The sequence below is a fragment of the Streptomyces sp. NPDC057694 genome (assembly GCF_042799415.1).
Classification (GTDB): domain Bacteria; phylum Actinomycetota; class Actinomycetes; order Streptomycetales; family Streptomycetaceae; genus Streptomyces.
In genome coordinates this window covers 98,139-120,822 of sequence record NZ_JBHVIX010000018.1, presented here as the reverse complement: position 1 = coordinate 120,822, position 22,684 = coordinate 98,139, and the positions used below count along the sequence as shown (strand labels likewise).

The 22,684-nt window shown below is 71.7% G+C and carries 20 protein-coding genes; 8 read left to right on the top strand and 12 right to left on the bottom strand.

Annotated elements, in window-relative coordinates; all coding sequences use genetic code 11:
• The first annotated feature begins 81 nt into the window (after window positions 1-81).
• The 4 genes from ACFVDP_RS31030 (at window position 82) to ACFVDP_RS31015 (ending at window position 5,063) form a co-directional block, all read left to right on the top strand.
• The gene (locus ACFVDP_RS31030; protein ID WP_383496934.1) at window positions 82-1,737 is read left to right on the top strand and encodes a penicillin-binding transpeptidase domain-containing protein; all 1,656 of its coding nucleotides are present in this window, start codon (window positions 82-84) and stop codon (window positions 1,735-1,737) included.
• 172 nt (window positions 1,738-1,909) lie between these two features.
• Window positions 1,910-3,625 (top strand): penicillin-binding transpeptidase domain-containing protein, encoded by a 1,716-nt coding sequence (locus tag ACFVDP_RS31025; RefSeq protein WP_383496931.1) that lies wholly within the window; start codon window positions 1,910-1,912, stop codon window positions 3,623-3,625.
• A 59-nt stretch (window positions 3,626-3,684) separates the two neighbouring features.
• A complete protein-coding gene (locus ACFVDP_RS31020; protein ID WP_383496928.1) occupies window positions 3,685-4,218 on the top strand; it encodes a YbaK/EbsC family protein in 534 nt (177 codons plus the stop codon).
• Entirely contained in the window at window positions 4,215-5,063 is an 849-nt protein-coding gene (locus ACFVDP_RS31015; RefSeq protein ID WP_383496925.1) for an EamA family transporter, read from the top strand. The genes ACFVDP_RS31020 and ACFVDP_RS31015 overlap by 4 nt, the downstream gene beginning before the upstream one ends.
• Window positions 5,064-5,094: 31 nt before the next feature.
• On the opposite strand, the gene ACFVDP_RS31010 is transcribed toward ACFVDP_RS31015, so the two are convergent.
• Window positions 5,095-5,877: an SDR family NAD(P)-dependent oxidoreductase gene (locus ACFVDP_RS31010; RefSeq protein WP_383496922.1), complete on the bottom strand. Its 783-nt coding sequence runs from the start codon at window positions 5,875-5,877 to the stop codon at window positions 5,095-5,097.
• A gap of 110 nt (window positions 5,878-5,987) precedes the next feature.
• Here ACFVDP_RS31010 and ACFVDP_RS31005 point away from each other — a divergent pair, with 110 nt between their 5' ends.
• A complete protein-coding gene (locus ACFVDP_RS31005; protein WP_383496919.1) occupies window positions 5,988-6,578 on the top strand; it encodes a hypothetical protein in 591 nt (196 codons plus the stop codon).
• Here the strand turns inward: ACFVDP_RS31005 and ACFVDP_RS31000 are convergent.
• The 4 genes from ACFVDP_RS31000 to ACFVDP_RS30985 are packed head-to-tail and all read right to left on the bottom strand — an operon-like array spanning window position 6,521 to window position 10,334.
• A complete protein-coding gene (locus tag ACFVDP_RS31000) occupies window positions 6,521-7,708 on the bottom strand; it encodes a serine hydrolase domain-containing protein (protein ID WP_383496917.1) in 1,188 nt (395 codons plus the stop codon). The genes ACFVDP_RS31005 and ACFVDP_RS31000 overlap by 58 nt on opposite strands.
• 58 nt (window positions 7,709-7,766) lie before the next feature.
• Complete coding sequence (locus ACFVDP_RS30995; protein ID WP_383496915.1) at window positions 7,767-8,528, bottom strand: energy-coupling factor ABC transporter ATP-binding protein; 762 nt, start codon at window positions 8,526-8,528, stop codon at window positions 7,767-7,769.
• Window positions 8,516-9,277, bottom strand: a complete 762-nt coding sequence (gene cbiQ, locus ACFVDP_RS30990; RefSeq protein ID WP_383496913.1) for a cobalt ECF transporter T component CbiQ — start codon at window positions 9,275-9,277, stop codon at window positions 8,516-8,518. Before cbiQ ends, ACFVDP_RS30995 begins: the two co-directional genes overlap by 13 nt.
• 1 nt (window position 9,278) lies before the next feature.
• Entirely contained in the window at window positions 9,279-10,334 is a 1,056-nt protein-coding gene (locus ACFVDP_RS30985) for an energy-coupling factor ABC transporter permease (RefSeq protein ID WP_383496910.1), read from the bottom strand.
• Between the two features lie 131 nt (window positions 10,335-10,465).
• On the opposite strand from ACFVDP_RS30985, the gene ACFVDP_RS30980 reads away from it, so the two are divergent.
• Entirely contained in the window at window positions 10,466-10,822 is a 357-nt protein-coding gene (locus tag ACFVDP_RS30980; protein ID WP_383496908.1) for an SsgA family sporulation/cell division regulator, read from the top strand.
• Here the strand turns inward: ACFVDP_RS30980 and ACFVDP_RS30975 are convergent, their stop codons facing one another.
• Complete coding sequence (locus ACFVDP_RS30975) at window positions 10,823-13,036, bottom strand: MMPL family transporter (RefSeq protein ID WP_383496906.1); 2,214 nt, start codon at window positions 13,034-13,036, stop codon at window positions 10,823-10,825. It abuts the gene before it with no gap.
• A 131-nt stretch (window positions 13,037-13,167) separates the two neighbouring features.
• Entirely contained in the window at window positions 13,168-13,755 is a 588-nt protein-coding gene (locus ACFVDP_RS30970) for a TetR/AcrR family transcriptional regulator (RefSeq protein WP_383496903.1), read from the bottom strand.
• 249 nt (window positions 13,756-14,004) lie between these two features.
• On the opposite strand from ACFVDP_RS30970, the gene ACFVDP_RS30965 reads away from it, so the two are divergent.
• The gene (locus tag ACFVDP_RS30965; protein ID WP_383496900.1) at window positions 14,005-17,301 is read left to right on the top strand and encodes a S41 family peptidase; all 3,297 of its coding nucleotides are present in this window, start codon (window positions 14,005-14,007) and stop codon (window positions 17,299-17,301) included.
• A 107-nt stretch (window positions 17,302-17,408) separates the two neighbouring features.
• On the opposite strand, the gene ACFVDP_RS30960 is transcribed toward ACFVDP_RS30965, so the two are convergent.
• The 4 genes from ACFVDP_RS30960 to ACFVDP_RS30945 all read right to left on the bottom strand — a co-directional run bounded on the left by ACFVDP_RS30960 (window position 17,409) and on the right by ACFVDP_RS30945 (window position 21,072).
• A complete protein-coding gene (locus tag ACFVDP_RS30960) occupies window positions 17,409-17,609 on the bottom strand; it encodes a hypothetical protein (protein WP_383496897.1) in 201 nt (66 codons plus the stop codon).
• Window positions 17,610-17,723: 114 nt separating this feature from the next.
• On the bottom strand, window positions 17,724-18,599 hold the full coding sequence (locus ACFVDP_RS30955) for an SDR family oxidoreductase (RefSeq protein WP_383496894.1): 876 nt from the start codon (window positions 18,597-18,599) through the stop codon (window positions 17,724-17,726).
• The gene (locus ACFVDP_RS30950) at window positions 18,596-19,546 is read right to left on the bottom strand and encodes an alpha/beta fold hydrolase (RefSeq protein WP_383496891.1); all 951 of its coding nucleotides are present in this window, start codon (window positions 19,544-19,546) and stop codon (window positions 18,596-18,598) included. The genes ACFVDP_RS30955 and ACFVDP_RS30950 overlap by 4 nt, the downstream gene beginning before the upstream one ends.
• Window positions 19,543-21,072, bottom strand: coding sequence for a flavin-containing monooxygenase (locus ACFVDP_RS30945; RefSeq protein ID WP_383496888.1), 1,530 nt, complete (start codon window positions 21,070-21,072; stop codon window positions 19,543-19,545). The genes ACFVDP_RS30950 and ACFVDP_RS30945 overlap by 4 nt, the downstream gene beginning before the upstream one ends.
• A gap of 175 nt (window positions 21,073-21,247) precedes the next feature.
• On the opposite strand from ACFVDP_RS30945, the gene ACFVDP_RS30940 reads away from it, so the two are divergent.
• Window positions 21,248-21,883: a MerR family transcriptional regulator gene (locus tag ACFVDP_RS30940; RefSeq protein WP_383497109.1), complete on the top strand. Its 636-nt coding sequence runs from the start codon at window positions 21,248-21,250 to the stop codon at window positions 21,881-21,883.
• Here the strand turns inward: ACFVDP_RS30940 and ACFVDP_RS30935 are convergent.
• Window positions 21,874-22,674 (bottom strand): exodeoxyribonuclease III, encoded by an 801-nt coding sequence (locus ACFVDP_RS30935; RefSeq protein ID WP_383496885.1) that lies wholly within the window; start codon window positions 22,672-22,674, stop codon window positions 21,874-21,876. The two genes, ACFVDP_RS30940 and ACFVDP_RS30935, sit on opposite strands and share 10 nt — an antisense overlap.
• Window positions 22,675-22,684 lie beyond the last annotated feature (10 nt).

Genomic DNA, 22,684 nt, shown 5'->3' with positions numbered 1-22,684 from the left:
CACCAACTGGAAAACACCCCGCCCCGCTGGCCTCCGGCGTGCTTAAAGTCCCTCCCGTATACCTGGGGAGGGGGAGCGCGCATGCGCAAGGGGGTCAAGGTCGCCATCGTCGGCGGGGTGTTCACCGTGATGGTGGGCGGCGCCGGGTACGGGGCGTACAACATCATCTCGGCCGTCACGGGGGACGGCGGCTCGTCGTCGCTGGGCGGGTCACCGGCCAAGCGGACCGGGCCGCCGACGGGCGACGAGATCAAGGAGGCGTCGGACAAGTTCCTGACGGCCTGGTCGAAGAACGACCCGGACGAGGCGGCGCACTACACGAACAACGCCGACGGCGCCCTGGCGGCGATCGAGGGCTGGCACGACGAAGCGTTCGTCACGCACACCGTGCTGACGCCGGGCAAGGCGGTCGGCGCCAAGGTGCCGTTCAAGGTGAAGGCCACGGTCACCTACGACAAGAAGAGCCGGACGCTGGAGTACGCGTCGTCGCTGACCGTCGTCCGAGGGCAGACCACGGGCCGGGCCCTGGTCGACTGGGAGCCGTCCGTGCTCCACCCCGACATGGAGAAGGGCGACAAGCTCGTCACCGGTGAGGCGGCGGCGCCCCCGATCGAGGCCGTGGACCGCAACGGCGCGGTACTGACCGCGAAGAAGTACCCCTCCCTCGGCCCGGTCCTGGACCAGCTGCGCGCCAAGTTCGGGGACGAGGCCGGGGGTTCGCCGGGCGTGGAGACGTCCATCGAGCGGACCGACGCCGACGGATCGACGACGACCGCGAAGACCCTGGTGACCCTCACCAAGGGCAAGCCGGGCAAGCTTCAGACGACGATCAGCGCGAGCGCGCAGGCCGCGGCCGAGCAGGCGGTCACCAAGTACCCGAAGGCCGCCGTGGTGGCCGTGCACCCGCAGACCGGCGGGGTGCTGGCGCTCGCCAACCACGGGTACGGGGAGTTCAACGCCGCGTTCTCGGCGAACCGGGCACCCGGCTCCACCATGAAGATCATCACCGCGGCGGCGCTGCTCGACAACGGTGTCCTGTCGTCGATGAACGCCAGCGCCCCCTGCGACGACTCGGTGCTGGCCCTGGGCCAGACCTTCCACAACCTCAAGGGCATGGCGCCGGACAAGAACGCGACGCTCAGCAGCAGCTTCCAGCGGTCCTGCAACACGTCCTTCATCAAGCTCTCCGACGACCTGGGCGCCGACAAGTTCGCCACCGAGGCGTCCCAGCGGTTCGGGCTCGGCAAGGAACAGGACTGGCAGACCGGGATCCCGTCGTTCGACGGCAACGTCCCGGTCAACGGCAACTCCCAGGACCCGGCCGGGATGATCGGGCAGGGCAACGTACAGATGAACCCGCTGAACATGGCGTCGGTCACCGCGACCGCCATCACCGGGACGTTCCGCCAGCCGATCCTCGTCTCGCCCGAGTACGGCGAGCGCAAACTCGCCACCGCGCAGGGCCTGCCGTCCCCGACCGTGACCCAGCTCAGGGCGATGATGCACGCCACGGCCACCTCACCGACCGGCACGGCCACCCAGGCGATGGCCGGGGTACCGGGGAACATCGGCGCCAAGACGGGCTCCGCGGAGAGCGACGGCCAGGCCGTCTCCGACTCCTGGTTCACCGGCTACCGCGACGGGATCGCCACCGCCGCGGCGATGGTGCAGAACGGCGGCCACGGGGGTACGGCGGCCGGCCCCATCGTGGCGGCGGTCCTGAAAAGCGCCGGGTAAGCAGCGCCCCGTAGGGGGCGCGGGGAACTGCGCGAGCAACCACACGAAACCGCAAGCGCGTCTGCGGCGTTCTCTACTACGGCGGGTGCGGCTTGTCCGCGGCTGGCCGCGCAGTTCCCCGCGCCCCTGGCGGGGCTAGGCTTACCGTCCGCTACACCCCCGGAGGAAAACGTTGGGCACCAGAGGCAAGCGCCCCGAGCCGGCGCCGCGCCGCAACCTGAACGCCCTGGTGATCGGCGGCGCCGCCGTCATCGCCGTCGTCGGAGCCGGCGTCGGCGCCTATGCCCTGATGGAAGGCTCCGGGAGCGGCGACGGCAGCTCGGCGTCGGCCGACGAGAAGCCGAGGGTCAAGACGGGCCCGCCCTCCGCCAAGGAGGTCCGCACCGCGGCCGACGGCTTCCTGACGGCCTGGCAGCAGGGCGACGTGGCGAAGGCGGCCACGTACACCGACGACGCGGCGGCCGCCGAGAAGGCGCTCACCGGCCTCACCAAGGACGCCCATCTCACCGGCGTGAAGCTGACGGCGGGGCAGCGGGCGGGCGCGAAGGTGCCGTTCCACGTGACGTCGACGGTCGCGTACGACCCGGGCGCGTCGGACAAGGGCAAGGCCGGCACGGGCGAGAAGCTGAGCAAGCCCCTCGCGTACGACTCCTCGCTGACCGCCGTGCGGCGCAAGAGCGACGGCAAGGTGCTCGTCGGATGGCAACCGTCCGTCCTGCACCCGGAGTTGAAGGACGGCGACCGGCTCGTCACCGGTGAGGCGGGCGACCCGCCGGTCAAGGCCGTGGACCGGGACGGCGGCGAGCTGGACGTGAAGAAGTTCCCGTCGCTGGCCACCGTCGTGGACGGGCTGCGCGAGAAGTTCGGCAAGACCGCCGGCGGCACGGCGGGCGTCGAACTGCGCATCGTGCGCAAGGCGTCGTCGAAGAAGGAAGCACAGCCGGACAAGACCCTGCTCACCCTCTCCGAGGGCACGCCGGGCACGGTCAGGACCACGCTGTCGCCCTCGCTCCAGGCGACCGCCGAGAAGCAGGTCGCCTCGCGCAAGCGGGCCTCGGTCGTGGTGATCCGGCCCTCGACCGGCGAGATCCTCGCCGTCGCGAATTCGAGCGCGGGCTTCAACACGGCCTTCCAGGGCTCCCTCGCGCCCGGCTCGACGATGAAGGTCATCACGTCGTCGCTCCTCCTGGAGAAGGACCTCGCGGGTGTGAACAAGGAGCACCCGTGCCCGAAGTACTTCACGTACGGGCACTGGAAGTTCCAGAACGACGACAAGTTCCAGATCAAGAACGGCACGTTCAAGGCGAGCTTCGCCCGGTCCTGCAACACGGCCTTCATCAGCCAGGCGCCGAAGCTGGACAACGACTCGCTGACCAAGCAGGCCCAGCAGGTCTTCGGGCTCGGCATGGACAACTGGGCGGTGGGCGTGCCGAGTTTCGACGGCTCGGTGCCCGTGCAGTCGGACGCGCAGATGGCCGCCTCGCTGATCGGGCAGGGCGGGGTGCGGATGAACCCGCTGAACATGGCGTCGGTCGCCGCGACCGTGAAGAACGGCACCTTCCACCAGCCGTACCTCGTCTCGCCGGACGTCGACCACCGCACGCTCGCGAAGGCCTCCCGCTCGCTGTCCGCCAAGACCCTCGCGGATCTGCGGGAGTTGATGCACTACACGGCCGTCGCGGGCACGGCGGTCGAGCCGATGTCCGGGCTCGGCTCCGACATGGGCGCGAAGACCGGTTCGGCGGAGGTCGACGGGCAGAAGCAGCCGAACGGCTGGTTCACGGCGTACCGCGGTGATCTGGCGTCGGCGGCCGTGGTGCAGGAGGGCGGGCACGGCGGCGACTCGGCGGGCCCGGTCGTCCGGCAGATGCTGCTCGCCGGCGGCTGACCCGACGGCGCCGGATACCGGGTCGCGTGGGCGGTACACGTACTACTAGCGTGCCGCCCATGACGTCCTCCACCGAATCCGCCGGACCCCGCGCCGCCCACCCCCGCTTCGCCGAGGCGGTGACCTCGATGGGGCTCGCCGAACTCCTGCCCCAGGTACGCGCCTTCCCCGAGGGCGCCCGCACCGCGCAGGAGGCGGCGGACGCCGTCGGCTGCGCGCTCAGCCAGATCTGCAAGTCGCTGATCTTCGCCGCGGACGGTGTGCCGGTGCTGGTCCTCATGGACGGCGCCTCACGCGTCGACGTCGAACTCGTCCGGCGTGAACTGGGCGCCGCGAAGGTCACCCGGGCCAAGGCGGACGTGGTGCGGGAGTTCACCGGGTACGCGATCGGCGGCATCCCGCCCTTCGGGCACGTCAACCGGACCCGGGTGCTCGCCGACCGCTCGCTGCTCGCCCACGACACCGTGTGGGCGGCGGCCGGCACCCCGCACACCGTCTTCCCGATGGCCCCCGCCGACCTGGTCGCGCACGCGGGCGCCGCGCTCGTGGACGTACGGGAAGCGGACGTACGAGAAGCGGACATACAGGGATGACCCCGCTCGTCGCCGCGGCGGTGCTGCTCGCCGCGGTCACCCACGCGTCGTGGAACGCGCTCGCCCACCACATCACCGACAAGCTCGTCGGCTTCACGCTGATCTCGGGCGGCGGGACGCTCATCGGCCTCGCCATGGCGGGGGTCGTGCCCGTGCCCGCGGCGGGCGCGTGGCCGTATCTGCTCGTCTCCGCGGTCATCCACATCGGCTACTACCTGCTGCTGATGACGTCGTTCCGGCTGGGCGACTTCGGGCAGGCGTATCCGGTCGCGCGCGGCACCGCGCCGCTGGTGGTGACGGTGTTCGCGGCCGTCTTCGCGGGCGAGGTGCCGGACGGCTGGCAGGCGGCGGGCGTCGCCGTGTCCTGTGCGGGCCTGACCGGCCTCGCGCTGTGGGGTCTACGGGGTTCGGCGCGCAGGCCCGACTGGCGGGCGCTGGGCGCCGCCCTGGCGACGGGCGTCTCGATCGCCTCGTACACGGTGGTGGACGGGCTCGGGGTGCGCGCCTCGGGGTCCTCCCTCGGGTACATCGCGTGGCTGATGATCCTGGAGGGGATCGCGGTGCCGGTGTACGCGGCGTACCGCTGGCGCGGGCAACTGGTGGCGCGGCTGAAGCCGTTCGCGGGGCTCGGGCTGCTGGGCGCCGCGCTGTCCGTGGCCGCGTACGGGCTGGTGCTGTGGGCCCAGACCCGGGCCGAGCTGGCCCCGGTCTCCGCGCTGCGGGAGTCTTCGATCATCGTGGGGGCGGCGATCGGGGCGGTGTTCTTCAAGGAGCGGTTCGGGATGCCGAGGGTGGTCGCGGCCGGGGTGATGGTGGCCGGGATCGGACTGATGCTGCACGCCTGATCCGGGGGCTCCCCCCCCGGGCCCCCGCTCCTCAATCGCCGGAGGGGCTCGAGGTTCTGAAGCCCACGTTCACGGCGGTGAGTCCCCCGTCGACCGGCAGCACGACCCCGGTCACCCAACTCGCGTCCGGCGAAGCCAAGAACGCCACGGCCGCCGCGATGTCCTCCGGCTCCCCGACCCGCCCGAGCGGATACAGGTCCCGTACGGCGTCGGGGTCGCGGCCGTGGTCGGTCCAGGCCCTGGTGCGTACCGTTCCCGGCGCCACGAGATTGACGCGGACCCCGCGCGGGCCCGCATGCCCGGCGAGGGTCCGGGTCAGGGACGCCAGGCCCGCCTTCGCGGCGCTGTAGGCGTGGTTGCCGAAGTCCTGGATGCCGTTCACGGAGCCGATGTTGACGATGGCACCGCGGCCGGAGGCCACCAGGTGCGGGAGGGCGGCGCGGCTGCAGCGGTAGGCGCCGGTGAGGCTGAGGTCGAGGTCGCGGGCCCAGCCGTCGTCGTCCTCGTCCTCGAAGAGCGGGGCGTCGGGGTGGCAGGCGTAGGCGTTGTTCACCAGGACGTCCAGGCGGCCGAAGGTGTCGACGGCGTGCGCGACGGCGGCCCGGACGGACTCCTTGTCGCCGACGTCGCAGCCGAACTCGACTGCCGTACCGCCCTGTTCGCGGATCTCGGCGGCGGTCTTCCGGGCGCCGGGCAGGTCGATGTCGGTGACGAGGACGCTCGCGCCCTCCGTGGCGAGCCGCCGGGCGACGGCGGCGCCGATGCCGCGTCCGGCGCCGGTGACCAGGGCTGCGTACCCCTCGAAACGTGTCATGGCCGGGACGCTACCCGGGACAACCCCGAGAGATCCCTCGGGGTGCGCTGCGGGACCGACCAGGGTTCTTCCGGGTCGAGTTGGGGCGGTGATGCGCGAAGACTCGGCTCATGACCTCACCTCGCAGCGCGTATGTCATCGCCCCCGCCCTGTTCGGCGCGTACGGCGTCATCCGGCTCCTCGACGGCCTGGACGGCGTCAAGGGTCCCGGGCTCGCCTGGACCGCCGGGCATCTGTGCTTCCTCGTCGGGCTCGGCTTCTTCGTGCGCGCGTTCGTCGCGATGCGGGCGGCCGCCGGGCGGTCCGACCGGTGGGCGACCGGCGGTCTGGTGGCCGCCGTCGCCGGATCGTGCGCGCTCGCCGTGCAGTTCGGCGTGGACATCGTGACGGGCCTGATGGCCGACGGCAGCCACGCCGAGATGGCGCGCCTGTCGGACAGCTTCGGCTCGCTGCCGGGCGCCGAACTCGCCTTCTACGCGGTCGGCCCGATGTTCTTCTTCATCGGCCAGGTCGTCCTCGCCCTGCGCCTTTACGCGCTGCGCAGGTTGCCGCTCTGGGCGCCGTGCCTCGTCTTCGCCGCCTCGCTGCTGCCGCTGACCACGAAGGACCTGATCCCGCTCGGCGCGGTGCTCCTGCTGCTCGGCTACGCCCCGCTGTGGTGGCGGCCCAGCGCCTCCCGCACGGCCCTGACCAGCGCCTGAGCGCGCGGGTCGGCGGTGACGCCCGTACGCATCCCGTTCGTGACGTAGCCGAAGGCGATGCCGGACTCCGGGTCGGCGAAGCCGAGGGCGCCGCCGCGGCCCGGGTGGCCGAAGGAGCCGGGGCCCAGCAGCGGGGAGGCGACGCCGTGCAGCATGTGGCCGAGGCCGAAGCGGGTGGGGACGACGAGGACCCGGTCGGGGCCCGAGGAGGCTTCCGTGCGGGCGAGCCGGACGGTCTCCGGCGTGAACAGCCTTCTGCCGCCGTCGAGTTCGCCGATCAGCGAGGCGTAGAGGCGGGCGAGGCCGTCCGCCGTGCCGATGCCGTTGGATCCCGCGAGCTGGGCGGCGCGGTACGCCGGGTCGTTCTCGTCCGGGGCCGGGTCGACGGATCCGAAGGCGCGACGGGTGAGCGAGTCCGGGTCGCCGTACGCCGCGGCGAGGCGGCGGCTGGGCCGCGCCCGCAGCCCGCCCGCGGTGACCGGCGCCTCGACCGGCCCGACCCGGCCGGCCCGGTGGGCCTGCGCGTCCGGCAGTCCGATCCACACGTCGGCGGCGGCCGGAGCGGCGATCTCCCGTGCGACGAAGGTGCCGATGTCGTCCCCGGTGACCCGGCGCACCAGCTCCGCCACGAGCCAGCCGTACGTCTGCGCGTGATAGCCGTGATCGGTGCCGGGCGCCCAGAACGGGGCCTGCGCCGCGACCGCCGCGGCGCCGCGCTCCGGGTCGGCGGCCTCGGCGGGGGTCAGCGGCCGGTCGAGGGCGGGCACCCCGGCGCGGTGCGCGAGCACGTCGCGGACCCGGGCGTGCTCCTTGCCGTGCGCCTTGAACGCGGGCCAGTACGCCCCGACCGGCGCGTCCAGGTCCAGCTCGCCGCGCTGGTGGAGCAGGAGCAGCGCGGCCGCGGCGACGCCCTTGGTGGCGGAGCGCAGGATCTGCGCGGTGCCGGGCTCCCAGCGCGGCCCGTCGCCGACGCCGACGCCTTCGATGTTCCGGCTGCCCGCGTACAGGTCGACGACCTTGTGCCCGGCCTCGTACACGACGACGGCGGCACCGCGCTCACCGCGGGCCGTGAAGTTCTCGGCGAAGGCGGTGCGTACGCCGTCGAATCGGGGGTCCGTCGTGCCGTTCACTGCTGTCTCCACGCAAAGTCCAACAGGGCGCGGCGCGGGATGATTCCGGTGCGCCGGGTCAGCGCCGGCCCGCTACGGACGCCGGGTCGAAGCCGAACGGCAGCTCCAGGCGGTGGGCCCGCATCAGGTCCTCGTCCAGGAGCAGGTCGCCGGTCGCGCCGTCGGCCGCGATCACGCCGCCGCTGAGGATCATCGCGCGGGGGCAGAGTTCGAGCGCGTACGGCAGGTCGTGGGTGACCATCAGCACCGTCACGTCCAACGACCTGAGGATGTCGGCGAGTTCGCGGCGCGAGGCCGGGTCGAGGTTGGAGGACGGCTCGTCCAGGACCAGGATCTCGGGCTCCATCGCGAGCACGGTGGCGACCGCGACCCGGCGCCGCTGGCCGAAGGAGAGGTGGTGCGGGGGCCGGTCCGCGAACTCCTCCATGCCGACCAGGGCGAGGGCCTTGCGGACCCGCGCCTCCAGTTCGGCGCCCTTCATCCCGGCGGCGGCCGGGCCGAAGGCGACGTCCTCGCGGACGGTCGGCATGAACAGCTGGTCGTCGGGGTCCTGGAAGACGATGCCGACCTTGCGGCGGATCTCCGCCATGTTCCGCTTGTCGACGGGCAGCCCGGCGACGGTCACCGTGCCGGCGCCGCCGGTCAGGATGCCGTTGAGGTGCAGGACGAGAGTGGTCTTGCCCGCGCCGTTGGGGCCGAGCAGGGCGACGCGCTCACCGCGGCCGACGGAGAAGTCGACGCCGAAGAGGGCCTGGTGCCCGTCGGGGTAGGCGAAGGCGAGCCCGGAGACGTCCAGAGAAGCGAGAGTCACAGCATCCATCCCAGCAGACACACCACGAGCGCGGTACCCGGCAGGGCCAGCGCGTACGACCATTGTGTGCGCGACGCCGTGACCTCGTCGATCACCGGCATCGAGCCCGCGTACCCCCGGCTGACCATGGCGAGGTGCACGCGCTCGCCCCGCTCGTAGGAGCGGATGAAGAGCGCTCCGGCCGTCTTGGCGAGGACGCCCCAGTGCTTGATGCCGGACGCCTCGAAGCCGCGTGACTCGCGCGCGATCTTCATGCGCCGCATCTCGTCCGTGATCACATCCCCGTACCGGATCATGAAGGACGCGATCTGGACGAGGAGCGGCGGCAGTTTCAGGCGCTGGAGGCCGAGGAGCAGTTCGCGCAGTTCCGTCGTGGAGGCGAGCAGGACGGACGCGGCGACGCCGAGCGTGCCCTTGGCGAGGACGTTCCAGGCGCCCCACAGTCCGCTCTCGCTGAGCGACAGGCCGAGTACGTGGATGCGCTCGCCCTCGGCGACGAACGGCAGGAGCACCGCGAACGCCACGAACGGGATCTCGATCAGCAGCCGCTTCAGCAGGAAGCCGGCCGGGACCCGGGCCACGGCCGCGACGGTCGCGAGCAGCACCGCGTACAGGGCGAAGGCCCACATCGCCTCGCGCGGGGTGGACACCACGACGATCACGAAGCAGAGGACGGCCGCGAGCTTGGTGTGCGGGGGCAGCGCGTGGACCGGTGAGGTCCCCGCGCGGTAGAGGCGGTGGGCGTGTCCGGCGCCCATGTCAGACGGTCTCCTGCGCACGGACCTCGGTGGACGCGGCGTCACTGGTGCGGCGCCTGCGCAGCGCCCAGAAGATCCCGGAGCCCGCGACGACGGTCACGCCGACGCCGATGATCCCGGCGAGGCCGCCGGAGAGCCGGGCGTCGGTGACGTCCTTGACGCCGTAGTCGGCGAGCGGGGAGTCGGAGGAGGCGTGCGGCTTCGCCTTCTGGTCGATGCCCTTGTCGTGGGCGACCTTCTCCAGGCCGTCGGGGTTCGCCGACGCGTAGAAGGAGACGAAGCCGGCGAGCACGAGCGACGTGATCAGGCCGGTGATCCAGATCTTGCGGTGCGAGCGGGCGGCGACCGGGGCCGGGGCCGCCGTGGGGGCGTCGACGAGTTCGCCGCCGACCTTGAGCTTGAGCGGGGCGGTCAGGCCGCGCGCGCCGTACACCAGGTCGGGCCGGACGGCGACGACCGCGCCGACGGTGAGCGCGGTGATGACGGCCTCGCCGATGCCGATCAGGACGTGCACGCCGACCATCGCGGTGGCGACCTTGCCGATCGAGACGTCGGCGGTCCCTCCGATGGCGTAGACGAGGGTGAAGACCACGGCGGCGGCCGGGACCGACAGGAGCGCGGCGACGAAGGACGCCACCGTGATCGAGCGGCGGCCGCGCGGCAGCAGCTTCACCAGGCCCCGGAAGACCAGATAGGCGACGACGGTCGTGGTGATCGCCATGTCCGTGATGTTCACGCCGAGCGCGGTCAGGCCGCCGTCGGCGAACAGCACGCCCTGCATCAGCAGCACCACGGACACGCACAGGACCCCTGTGTAGGGGCCCACGAGTATCGCGGCGAGCGCGCCGCCGAGGAGATGGCCGGAGGTGCCCGCCGCGACCGGGAAGTTGAGCATCTGCACGGCGAAGATGAAGGCGGCGACGAGGCCCGCGAGCGGGGCGGTGCGCTCGTCCAGCTCACGGCGTGCGCCGCGCAGGCTGACGGCGACGGCGCCCGCGGCGACGACACCGGCGGCCGCCGAGACGGGGGCGTTGATGAATCCGTCGGGGACATGCATGGCAGGGATCTCCGGCGCTCGGCGGTTGGTTAACCGTTCGATGATAGTGCCTTGTTGCGAACCCTTCGCAAGAGCGCCCTGTCGTCAATTACTTCTGGCCCGAATAGTTGCACATATGCGACATTTAACTCATGAGTGCCGACGAGCAGTACGTCGAGCAGTACGCGCGCGCCCGTCTCGTCACCGGCTCCGCCGACGAGCACCGGGCCGTACCGGTCGTGCTGCGCTATGGCGGGGACGGTCAGGTCCGGGTGGTGCTGCCACCGCCCGAGGGCGAGTGGACCTTCCCGCGCGAACTGCTCGAACGCGGGCTGCGGGCGCCCGCCACCGGCGGTGACGTCCGCGTCTGGCCGTGCGGCCGGGTGCAGGCGGTCATCGAGTTCCACGCACGCGAAGGGGTGGCGGTCGTGCAGTTCGACGTGAAGGCGCTGATCCGCTTCCTGCGTCGTACGTACACGGCCACCACCCCGGCGACCACTACGGGCTGATCAGGCGCTGACCAGCTCCCGGTCGCTGTCGTCGTCGTTGCCCGTGGTGCCGGAGGCCGTCTTCAGGCCCTCGCCCTCCACGTCGACGTTCGGCAGCACCCGGTCCAGCCACTTCGGCAGCCACCAGGCGCGCTTGCCGAGCAGCGCCAGGACGGCGGGCACGATCGTCATGCGGACGATGAACGCGTCGAAGAAGACGGCGATCGCGAGACCGAAGCCGATCATCTTCACCATCTGCTCGGAGCTGCCGATGAAGCCCGCGAACACCGCGATCATGATGACGGCCGCGGCGCTGACCACCCGGGCCCCGTGCCGGAACCCGGTGACGATCGCCTGCGCCGGGCGCTCCCCGTGGACGTACGCCTCCCGCATCCGGGTCACGAGGAAGACCTCGTAGTCCATCGCGAGACCGAAGACCACGCCCACCATGAAGATCGGCATCATCGACATGACCGGGCCGGTCTGCTCGACGCCGAAGAGCGAGCCGAGCCAGCCCCACTGGAAGACGGCGACGACGGCGCCGAGCGCGGCGAGCACCGAGAGCAGGAAGCCGAGCGCCGCCTTGAGCGGGACCAGGACCGAGCGGAAGACCACCATCAGGAGCAGGAACGCCAGGCCGACGACGAGCGCCAGGTACGGCACGAGCGCGTCGTTCAGCTTCTGCGAGACGTCGATGTTCATCGCGGTGGAGCCGGTGACGCTCAGCTCGGCGCCGGTGTCGGCCTTGATGTCCTTGCCCGCGTCCCGGATGTCGTGGACGACGTCCTCGGTCTGCACCGAGGAGGGCTTGTACTTCGAGACGACGCTGATGATGGCGGTGTCGCCCGCCTTGTTGAAGGTGGCCGGCGCGACGGCCGCGACGCCCTTGGTCTTCTTGATCGTCGAGACGACGTCGTCGACGGCGGCCTTCGGGTCGTCCGCGCCCTGGGCGTCGACGACGGTCATCAGCGGGCCGTTGAAGCCAGGGCCGAAGCCCTCCGAGAGCAGGTCGTACGCCTTGCGCTGGGTGGTGCTGGTGGGCTGGCTGCCGTCGTCGGGCAGGCCGAGTTCGAGCGAGGCCACGGGTACGGCCATCGCGCCGAGGCCGAGGATGCCGACGACGAGGACGGCGACCGGACGGCGCAGCACGAAGCGGGCCCAGCGGGTGCCCATGTTGGGCTTGGCCTCGGCCTGCACACCGGACTCGGCGGCCTTGCGGGCCTTGCGGCCGTGGACGCGCTTGCCCGCGTAGCCGAGCAGCGCCGGGATGAGGGTGAGCGCGATGAGCACGGCGATGGCGACGGTGCCGGCGGCCGCGATGCCCATCTTGGTCAGCATCGGGATGTTGACGACGGCCAGGCCGACGAGTGCGATGACGACGGTGAGTCCGGCGAAGACGACGGCGGAACCCGCGGTGCCGACCGCCCGTCCGGCGGCCTCCTCGCGCTCGCGGCCCTCGGCCAGCTCGGCGCGGAAGCGGGAGACGATGAACAGCGCGTAGTCGATGCCGACGGCGAGGCCGATCATCATCGCGAGGGTGGACGTGGTGGAGCCCAGGTCCAGGGCGTTGGCGAGCGCCGTGATGGTCGAGACGCCGATGCCGACGCCGATCAGCGCGGTGAGCAGCGGAAGACCGGCCGCGATCAGCGAGCCGAAGGTGATCACGAGCACGACGGCCGCGACCGCGATGCCGATGACCTCGGTCGCGCCGGTCTCCGGCATGGCCTGGAGCGCGTCACCGCCGACCTCGACGGTCAGCCCGGTGTCCTTGGCGTCGTCGATGACCTTCTGCAACGCGTCCCGGTCGTCGTCGGTCAGCTCCATCGAGGAGACCTTGTACGAGGCCGAGGCGTACGCGATCTCGCCGTTCTTGCTGACCGTGTTCCCCGCGAACGGGTCGGCGACGGAGGCGACCTGCTTCGAGCTGGACTTGATCGCGGAGATCGTGTCCTGGATGTCCGTCTTGTTGGCGGCGTCCGTGAGCTTCTCGCCGGCGGGCGCCTTGAAGACGACCCGGGCGGTGGCGCCGTCGGCGGCAGAGCCGGGGAAGCGCTGGTCGAGCAGGTCGAAGGCCTTCTGGGCCTCGGTACCGGGAATCGAGAAGGAGCTGGAGGCGGCGGTCGGCGCGGAGGCCGCGCCCACGCCCGCGAGCGTGAGCAGGGCCACCCATATCAGGGCGACGAAGTGCCGTCGGCGGAAGGCGAGCTTGCCGAGTTTGTAGAGGAAGGTGGCCACGAAGGCGTACTCCGGTCGGTGTCGTGGGGTCGGGACGCGGGCATCCGGCCCGGGTCCCCAGGGCAGGGGGAATCAGCCCGACGACGTGAGCGGTGCGCGTCAGGTGAACGTGACTGGTCTCCGGGAGGAGCTCAGGCGACGAGGGCGGGGAGAACCACTGCGTCGATGTACGAGGTGAGGTAGGCCTGGGTGGGCGGCTGCTCGTCGATGAGCGTCCGGGTGGCGAAACCGCCGATCAGCATGTGGATGATGTAGGCGCGCGCCGGGTTGTCGGCCCGCATCTCACCTCGGTCCACCGCTCTCTGCAGCACGCGGTCCACACCGGACATCTCCGGCTCGACGATCCATTCCTTGAAGGCGGCGAGCAGATCGGGGTTGGCGTGCACGGCCACCATCAGGCCGCGCATCAGCGCGCTGTTCTGCTCCATGTGACAGTCGTCGTCACGGAGCACCATCGCGTGCAGATCGCCGCGCAGCGACCCCGTGTCGACCTCGTCGAAGTGCGGCTTCTGGTGCCGCAGCGCCTTCACGACCAGCTCGGCCTTGCCGCCCCACTGGCGGTAGAGCGTCGCTTTGCTGGCCCGGGTCCTGGTGGCCACGGCGTCCATCGTCAGAGCGTCGTAGCCGACCTCCCGGAGCAGGTCGAGCACGGCCGCGTACAGCTCGGCCTCGCGCTCGGGCGTGATCCGACTCCGTCTCGCTGCCGCTTCGGCGACCATGACCTCACCTCTCCGGGTCCGTACGCTCTGAACATACCCTCCCCCTTAACGAAACGAAACAGTTTCGTACGTGCGCTGCGCCACACTGGCGCCCCGTCAGTGGCTCGGTGCCGCGCCACACAAGCCCCGTAAGGGGCGCGGGGCTGTGTCTATATGCGGCTCCGCCGCGCGGGCGCGACCAGCCACGACGAGAGCCGCGGACGAAGCACCCAGGTTGCCGGAGGCCCTTTCGCGGAAAAGCATGGTGAGGTGACTCAAGATGCAGCCGAGGCGTACCTGAGGTTCCCCCACCTGCACAGCGACCAGCTGTGTTTTGCCGCCGAGGACGATCTCTGGATCGCCCCGATCGACGGCTCGGCAAGAGCCTGGCGGGTCACCGTCGACCGGACGAAGGTCAGCCACCCGCGCTTCTCGCCCGACGGCGCCCACATCGCGTACACGACCTGGCGCAGCCTCGACCCGGAGATCCACCTGGCCCCGGTGGACGGCGGAGCCGCCCGCAGGCTGACCTACTGGGGCAGCGTCGACACCCAGGTCAGGGGCTGGACACCGCCGGACAAGGACGGAAGAGCCGACATCCTCGCGGTCGCCTCCCACGGCGAGCCCTTCTCCTACTTCACGTTCGCCTACAGCGTCCCCACCGACGGCTCCCCCGGCGGCAAACTGCCCTGGGGCCCGGTCTCCGACATCCAGATCGCCGACATCGACGGCGAACGGCGCACGCTGCTGCTCACGGGCGCGCCGCCGCACGAACCGGCCGCCTGGAAGCGGTACCGGGGCGGCGCGCAGGGCCGGCTGTGGGTGCACGGGCAGCGGATCCTCGCCGACCTCGACGGGCATCTGGACGCCCCGATGTTCGTGGGCGGCCGGATCGCCTTCCTCTCCGACCACGAGGGCATCGGCAACGTCTACTCCTGCCTCCCCGACGGCTCCGACCTCACCCGGCACACCGACCACGACGCCTTCTACGCCCGGCACGCCTCGACCGACGGCAGCCGCGTCGTCTACCAGTGCGCGGGCGACCTGTGGATCCTGGACTCCCTCGCCCCCGACTCCGTGCCGCGCAAGCTGCGGGTGCGGCTCGGCGGGCCGCGCGCGGGACGCCGCAGTTACCAGGTCCCGGCCGCCCTCCACGTCGACTCGCTCTCCGTCGACGAGACGGGCCGGGCCAGCGCGGTCGTCGTGCGCGGCTCCCTGTACTGGCTCACCCACCGCGACGGCCCGGCCCGCACCATCGCCGACACCCCGGGCGTGCGCGTACGGCTGCCCGAGATGCTGGGCTCCGGCGGACAGGTCGCGTACGTCACCGACGCGCCCGGCGAGGACGCCGTCGAGATCGCCTATCTGCCCCGCGCCAGCGGCGACCGTCCGCCCCGCAGGCTCGCCTCGGGCGGGCTCGGCCGGGTGCAGGAGCTGGTCTCGGACCCCGACGGCGGACGCCTCGCCATCGCCTCGAACGACGGCCGCCTGCTGCTCCTCACCGTGCCCGGCGACGGCGCGACGGACGCCGCGGCCACCGAGGTCACGCAGAGCGCCGAGGTCACCGAGCTGATCCGGTCCACGAACGGCCCGGTCCGCGATCTCGCCTTCTCCCCCGACGGCGCCTGGCTGACCTGGTCGCACCCGGGCATCGGCCGCTCCCTGCGCCAGATCAAGATGGCCCGCATCACCGGCCCCGGCGAGCGCGGGATCGTCGACGTCACCAACGGCCGCTTCGAGGACGAGAACCCGGTCTTCACCCGCGACGGCCGCTATCTCGCCTTCCTGTCCTGGCGCGGCTTCGACCCGGTCTACGACGTGCACACCGGCGACCTGTCCTTCCCGCTCGGCTGCCGCCCCTACCTCGTACCGCTGTCGTCCGCGACACCGTCCCCCTTCGCCCTGTCGCCCGACGGGCGCACCGCGGCGGGCGGTCTCGACCCGGTCGAGGACACCGGCGGCGACGGCGCCCCGCTGGTCGAGATCGAGGGCCTCGCCAACCGGGTCGTGCCGTTCCCCGTCGCGGCCTCCAAGTACTCGGCGCTGCACCCGGTCTCCGGCGGCGGCCTGGTCTGGCTGCGCTGGCCGATCTCCGGGGCACTCGGCGAGACGTTCGCCAACCCGGCCGACACCTCGTCCCAGCCGACCCTCGAACACTTCAACCTCACCAAGGGCAAGAAGACCCAACTCGTCGACCACATGGACTGGTTCGCGGTCAGCGGCGACGGCACCCGGCTCGTCGTCGCCGACGAGGGCGACATCGAGGCCGTCCCCTCCACCGAGGCCGGCGACACCGACACCACGGTCTTCATCGACCTGCGCCGCATCCTGCACGAGGTCGACCCGGCCGCCGAGTGGCGCCAGGCCTACGCCGAGGCGGGCCGGATCATCCGCGCCTACTTCTGGGAACCGAAGATGTGCGGCATCGACTGGGACGCCGTCTTGGACCAGTACCGGCCGCTGGTGGAACGGGTCGCGTCGCCGGACGAGTTCGCCGACCTGCTGCGCGAGGTGCTCGGCGAACTCGGCACCTCGCACGCCTACGTCTCCCCGGCCCGCCGCAACGAGGGCCCGCCCCACTACCAGCGCGCCCAGGGCCTGCTCGGCGTCAACTTCGTCTGCCGCGAAGGGAGTTGGCTGGTCAGCCGGATCCTGCCCGGCGACTCCTCCGACTCCCGGGCCCGCTCCCCGCTGTCCGGCACCGGCATCCGCGAGGGCGCGGCCCTCACCCATGTCGACGGCCGCCGGGTCGACCCGGTCGCGGGCCCCTTCCCGCTGCTCGCGGGCGCCGGGGGCACCACGGTGGAGCTGACCTTCGCCCCGGCCGAGGGCGAGGGCCGGGCCCGCCGGGTCGCGGTGGTCCCGCTGGTCGACGAGCGGCCGCTGCGCTATCAGGACTGGGTCGCCAAACGCCGTTCCGTCGTACGGGAGTTGAGCAACGGCAAGTGCGGCTATCTGCACATCCCCGACCTGGGCGGCTCAGGATGGGCCCAGTTCAACCGGGACCTGCGCATGGAGGTCTCCCGGCCCGCCCTCATCGTCGACGTGCGCGGCAACGCGGGCGGCCACATCAGCGAACTCGTCGTCGAGAAACTGTCCCGCAGGATCCTCGGCTGGGACCTCACCCGCAACGCGCAGGCGGTGTCCTACGCGTCCAACGCCCCGCGGGGTCCCGTGGTCGCCCTCGCCGACGAGGCGACCTCGTCCGACGGCGACATGATCACCGCCGCGTTCAAGCTGCTCGCGCTCGGCCCCGTCGTCGGCCAGCGCACCTGGGGCGGCGTCGTCGGCATGACCGGACGGCACAAGCTCGGCGACGGCACGGCGATCACCGTGCCGATGAACGCGGCCTGGTTCCCCGAGTACGGCTGGTCGATCGAGAACCGCGGCGTCGACCCCGACATCGAGGCGCTGCGCACCCCGCTGGACTGGGCCGAGGGCCGGCACGCCCAGCTCGACGACGCCGTCGAACTGGCCCTGAACCTGCTGCGCGAACAGGGCGCCCTCACCCCGCCCGACTACACGGACGTACCGGACCGGAGGCGGCCGGAACTGCCGCCCCGGTGACCTCGTGAACAAAAATCGGGCCCCACCCGGAGTTCCGGGTGGGGCCCGATCGGTGTCCGTGGTGCGCTCAAGGAGCGCTCAGGACGGACAGACCGTGAACGCGCGGGTCAGGAGTCCTGCTGGAACTTGTCCCGAGCCTGCTGCGAGCGCTCGCCCGCCTCGTCCTTGGCCTGCTGAGCACGCTCGCCGGCCTGGTCCTGGGCCTGCGACGAACGCTCGCTCGCCTCGTCCTTGGCGCCGCCGAGCTTCTCCTTGGCCTGGTCCTGGAGCTGGTCGGCCTTGTCCTTGAACTGGTCCATGATGCCCATGCTTGTTCACTCCCGTAATGGGTGAGGGGTTGGGGCCTCGACCAGACTGACACGGGGTGACATAAGCCGCATTTCGATCAATGACCGACCGTGCAGGACCAGGAAAAGCGCAGGTCAGCGGCCCCGCACCGATTCGTCGGCGGCCCCGCCGGCCCCCACCAGACCCTTCGGCACATGCCCGAGCCGCCCCTCGAACCGGCGCATCTCGCGCTGCCCGACGGTCCCGATCAGCGCGGGCAGATAGCCCCGGATGCCCTGCATGCCGCGCAGCCACCACTGCGCGTACACGTGCGAGGACCGCCGCTCGATGCCGTCCACGATCCGGTCGACCGCCGGGCCCAGCGGATACGTCTTGTTCGCCGGCCACGGCAGCCGCTGGCGCAGCTCACGCATCACGTCGTCCTGGTCCGCGCCGCGCACCATGTCGGTGTCGGTCCACGACAGATAACCGACGCCGACCCGTACGCCCTTGTAGCCGACCTCGGCGCGCAGGCTGTGCGCGTACGCCTCGACACCCGACTTCGACGCGCAGTACGCGCTCATCATCGGCGCCGGGGTGATCGCGGCGAGCGAGGCGATCTGGAGCAGATAACCGCGCGACTCCATGAGGACGGGCAGGAAGGCGCGCCCGGTGACGGCCGAGCCGATGAGGTTGACCTCGATGACGCGCCGCCAGGCGACGGGGTCGGAGTCGACGAGCGGACCGCCGGTCGCCACCCCCGCGTTCGCCACGACGATGTCGACCTTCCCGAACCGGTCCTTCACCTCCCGCGCGACCTGCGCCATCGCCTCGTGGTCGGTGACATCGGCGTGCCACCAGTCGGCGTCGGAGTGCAGCCGCCCCGCGACCTGCTTCAGCTCGTCCGGCTCCAGACCGACCAGCGCGATCTTGGCGCCGCGCGCCGACAGCTTGCGGGCGAGCAGCTCGCCGACCCCGCGCGCCGCGCCCGTGACGACCGCGACCTGACCTTCGAGACTGACCTTGCTCATGCGGCGTCCACCCCTTCCTGATCCTGCTCGACCTGAGTGTGTACGTACGTGCGTGACAGTTCCCGGATCTTCCCGGTGACCGCCTCCGGTGCCTCGATCGGCGTCATGTGGCCGAGCCCCGGCAGCTCGGTGAGGCCCACGCAGTGGGGCAGCTCCGCGGCTATCCGCCGGGCCAGCACGACGGGCGTCATCCGGTCGGCGGTGCCGGCGAGCACGGCCACCGGCATGGACAACTCCCGCACCCCGGCGTCGACCTGGAGCTGTTCGAGCACCTGCGACCAGCCGTACCGCACCCCGCGCGGGCACGCGTGCACGATCCGCGCACACGCCTCGACCTTGTCGGGCGACGAACCCGGGCCCATCGTCGCGTACCTGAGGACCTTCTTGCCGACCGGCGTGACCGGCCCGAGCGGCGCCTTCGAGCCGAGGACCGCCCTGGTCAGCCGGGTGCGCAGCCCACCCGCAGGCAGCAGCGGCACCACGGTCGACTCGGCGACGAGGCGCGAACTGCCGGTGCTGCACAGCAGCAGCGCGGCCGCGTGCTCCGCGACCTTCGCCCGCCCCGCCGCGGCCATCAGCGTCATCCCGCCCATGGAGTGCCCGACGAGCACGGCCCGCTGCCCCGGCGCGAGCGTCGCGCCCAGCACGGCCTCCAGGTCGTCGGCCAACATGTCCGTGGTGTACGGGAGTTGGGCGGCGGCCGGGCTGCGGCCGTGGCCCCGCTGGTCGTACACGATCACCCGGTGGTCGGTCGCGAGGGCCCGCGTCTGCGCCGCCCAGAAGGCGGTCGAGCAGGTCCAGCCGTGCGCGAGCACGACCGCGGGCCCATCGGCGGGACCGTGCACCTCGACGTGCAGCCGGGCGCCGTCCGCCGACGTGACGACTCGCTCCTCGGCGGCCACCGGCGGCGCGTACGGCCCGGTCCGCACATGCGTCAGACGGCTCACGCGGCACTCACCCCTGTCTTCTTCTTGGTACGTGACTTTCCGGACGCCGCCGCGACGGGCGGGCGCACCACCTCGTACTCCCCCACGTCCACCCGGCGGGTGGCCTGCCGGAACTCGGTCGTGGTGCCCGGCCACACCGTCGTGTTGCGGCCGTTCTCGTCCAGGTACCAGCTGTCGCAGCCACCGGTGTTCCACACGGTGCGCTTCATCCGGTCCTGTACGCGGTTGTTCCAGCCGGCGACGGCGCTCTCGCGCGGCGTGAGGGCGACCCGCCCGCCGAGCACGTTCAACTGCCGCATGTAGTCGGCCAGGTAGTTCAGCTGGGCCTCGATCATCAGGATCATCGAGGAGTTCCCGAGCCCGGTGTTGGGGCCGATGATCGTCATGAAGTTCGGGAACCCGGCGGCCGTGGCCCCGCGCAGCGCCGCCATCCCGCCCTTCCAGCTCTCGGCGAGGCTGACGCCCTCGGCGCCGACGACCCGCTCGGCGATCGGCATGTCCGTGACGTGGAACCCGGTGCCGAACACGATCGCGTCGACCTCGGCCTCGGTGCCGTCGGCGGCGACCAGCGTGTTCCCCCGGATCTCGCTCAGCCCGGACGCGACGACGTCGACGTTGGGCTGGGCCAGCGCCGGATAGTAGGCGTTGGAGAGCAGGATGCGCTTGCAGCCGATGCGATAGTCGGGCGTCAGCTTGGCGCGCAGCGCCGGGTCCTTGACCGCCCGGTACATGTTCCGCTTCGCCAACTGCTCTACCATGCCCAGCTCGTTGGGCCGCTTGGTGAACGCCTGGACCTGCAACTCCCGGATGCCCCAGAGCAGTCCGCGCCGCGCCTGCGTGGTGAACGGCAGCTGGCGGTGCAGCCAGCGCTCGGCCTTGGAGATGGCGCGGTCGGCGCGCGGCATGACCCACGGAGGCGTCCGCTGGAAGAGGGTCAGCTTCCCGACCTCCTTCTGGACGGCGGGCACGATCTGGATCGCGGACGCGCCGGTCCCGATCATGGCGACGCGCTTGCCGCGCAGGTCGTAGTCGTGGTCCCAGCGGGCCGAGTGGAAGACCTTGCCGGGGAAGGTGTCGAGCCCCTTGATGTCCGGGATCTTCGGGTCGGACAGCGGCCCGGTGGCGGAGACGACGACGTCGGCGGTGATCGTGCCGGCGGCGGTCTCGAGCTCCCACCACCCCTTCTCACCGACCCAACGCGCCTGCTTCACCTCCGCGTTGAACCGGATGTGCGGGCGCAGCCGGAAGGTGTCGGCGACCCCCTCCAGGTACTCCTGGATGCGCTCCTGCCCGGAGAACGTGCGCGGCCAGTCCGGATTGGGGGCGAACGAGAACGAGTACAGGTGCGACGGCACGTCACAGGCGCAGCCGGGGTAACTGTTGTCCCGCCAGGTGCCCCCCACCTCGCCGGCCCGCTCCAGGACCACGAAGTCGGTGATGCCCTCACGGCGCAGCCTGACCGCCGCGCCGAGCCCGCCGAACCCGGATCCGATCACCGCCACCCGTACATGCTCGTGCTCGGTCATCCCGGGGCCTCCCTCGCCGCACAACCCTGCCAGTGAACACTGGCGCAGTTCGGAGAGTAGAGCAGGTACCTACCGAGCGGTAGGGGTAGGACCCAGGAAAGTTACCGGCGGTACAACATAGGGTCGTGCCGTGCCCACAGAAGCGACGGAACCCAGCGAGCAGCGCGAGTACCGCATGGAGGAGCTGGCCAGGGCGGCCGGCATCACGGTGCGCACCGTGCGCTTCTACCGCGAGCGCGGCCTCATCAAGCCCCCGCGCCGCGAGGGCCGGATCGCCTGGTACGACGACACGCACCTGGCCCGCCTGCACACGATCGCCCAGCTCCTGGAGCGCGGCCACACCCTCACCGGCATCGCCGAACTCTCCGAGGCCTTCGACCGCGGCCGCGACGTCGCCGAACTCCTCGGCATCGGCGAACCCACGGAGGAGATCCCGGTCCGCCTGACCGCGACCGAACTCGCCGACCACTTCTCCGGCGACGTGACCCCGGAGAACCTCCAGGCCGCCCTGGACCTCGGCTACCTGGGCACCGACGGCGAGGAGATCGTCCACGTCAGCCGCCGCCTGCTCGACGTCTCGGCGGCCCTGGTCCGCGAGGGCATCCCCCTGGCCGAGGTCCTGGCGGCGGCCCGCACGGTCCGCGAACACGCGGACGCCCTGGCCACCCTCTTCCACGACCTGGTCCTCGCCCACGGCGACGACAAGGACGTCCAACGCCTGCGCCCGCTCGCCAAATCGGTGGTGGAGGCGGAACTCTCGATGGCCCTGGACCGCAGGCTCAGCCCGCCCCAGGGCGGGTCCTACTCGTAGACGACGGTGACCGGGGCGTGGTCCGACCAGCGCTCGGCGTGCGTGGCCGCCCGCTCCACGAACCCCTTGACCGCGCGCCGCGCGAGGCCCGGCGTCGATACCTGATAGTCGATGCGCCATCCTGCATCATTATCGAACGCACGTCCGCGGTACGACCACCACGAGTACGGCCCCTCGACATCGGGGTGCAGGGCGCGCACGACGTCGACGTAGCCGCCGTCACCGGCGTCGAGGACCTGGCCCAGCCACTCCCGCTCCTCGGGCAGGAAGCCGGAGTTCTTCTTGTTGGCCTTCCAGTTCTTGAGGTCGGCCTCCTGGTGGGCGATGTTCCAGTCGCCGCAGACGACGACCTCGCGGCCGTCGGCGGCGGCCCGCTCCCGCAGGCCCTTCAGGTAGGCGTGGAACTCGGCCATGAAGCGGATCTTCTCGTCCTGCCGCTCCGTGCCGACCTCGCCGGAGGGGAGGTAGAGGGAGGCGACGGTGACGCCGGGGAGGTCCACTTCCACGTAGCGGCCGCTGTCGTCGAACTCGGCCGATCCGAATCCGACCTGGACCCGCTCCGGCTCGCGGCGCGTATAGAGGGAGACGCCGGCCCGGCCCTTGGCGGCGGCCGGGGCGTGCACGACGTGCCAGCCCTCGGGCTCGCGCACCTCGTCGGGCAGCTGGTGCGGCTCGGCGCGCACCTCCTGGAGGCACAGGACGTCGGCGGAGGTCTCGGCGAGCCACTCCACGAAGCCCTTCTTGGCGGCGGCCCGCAGCCCGTTCACGTTCACACTGGTCACAGTCAGCACCCGGCCACGG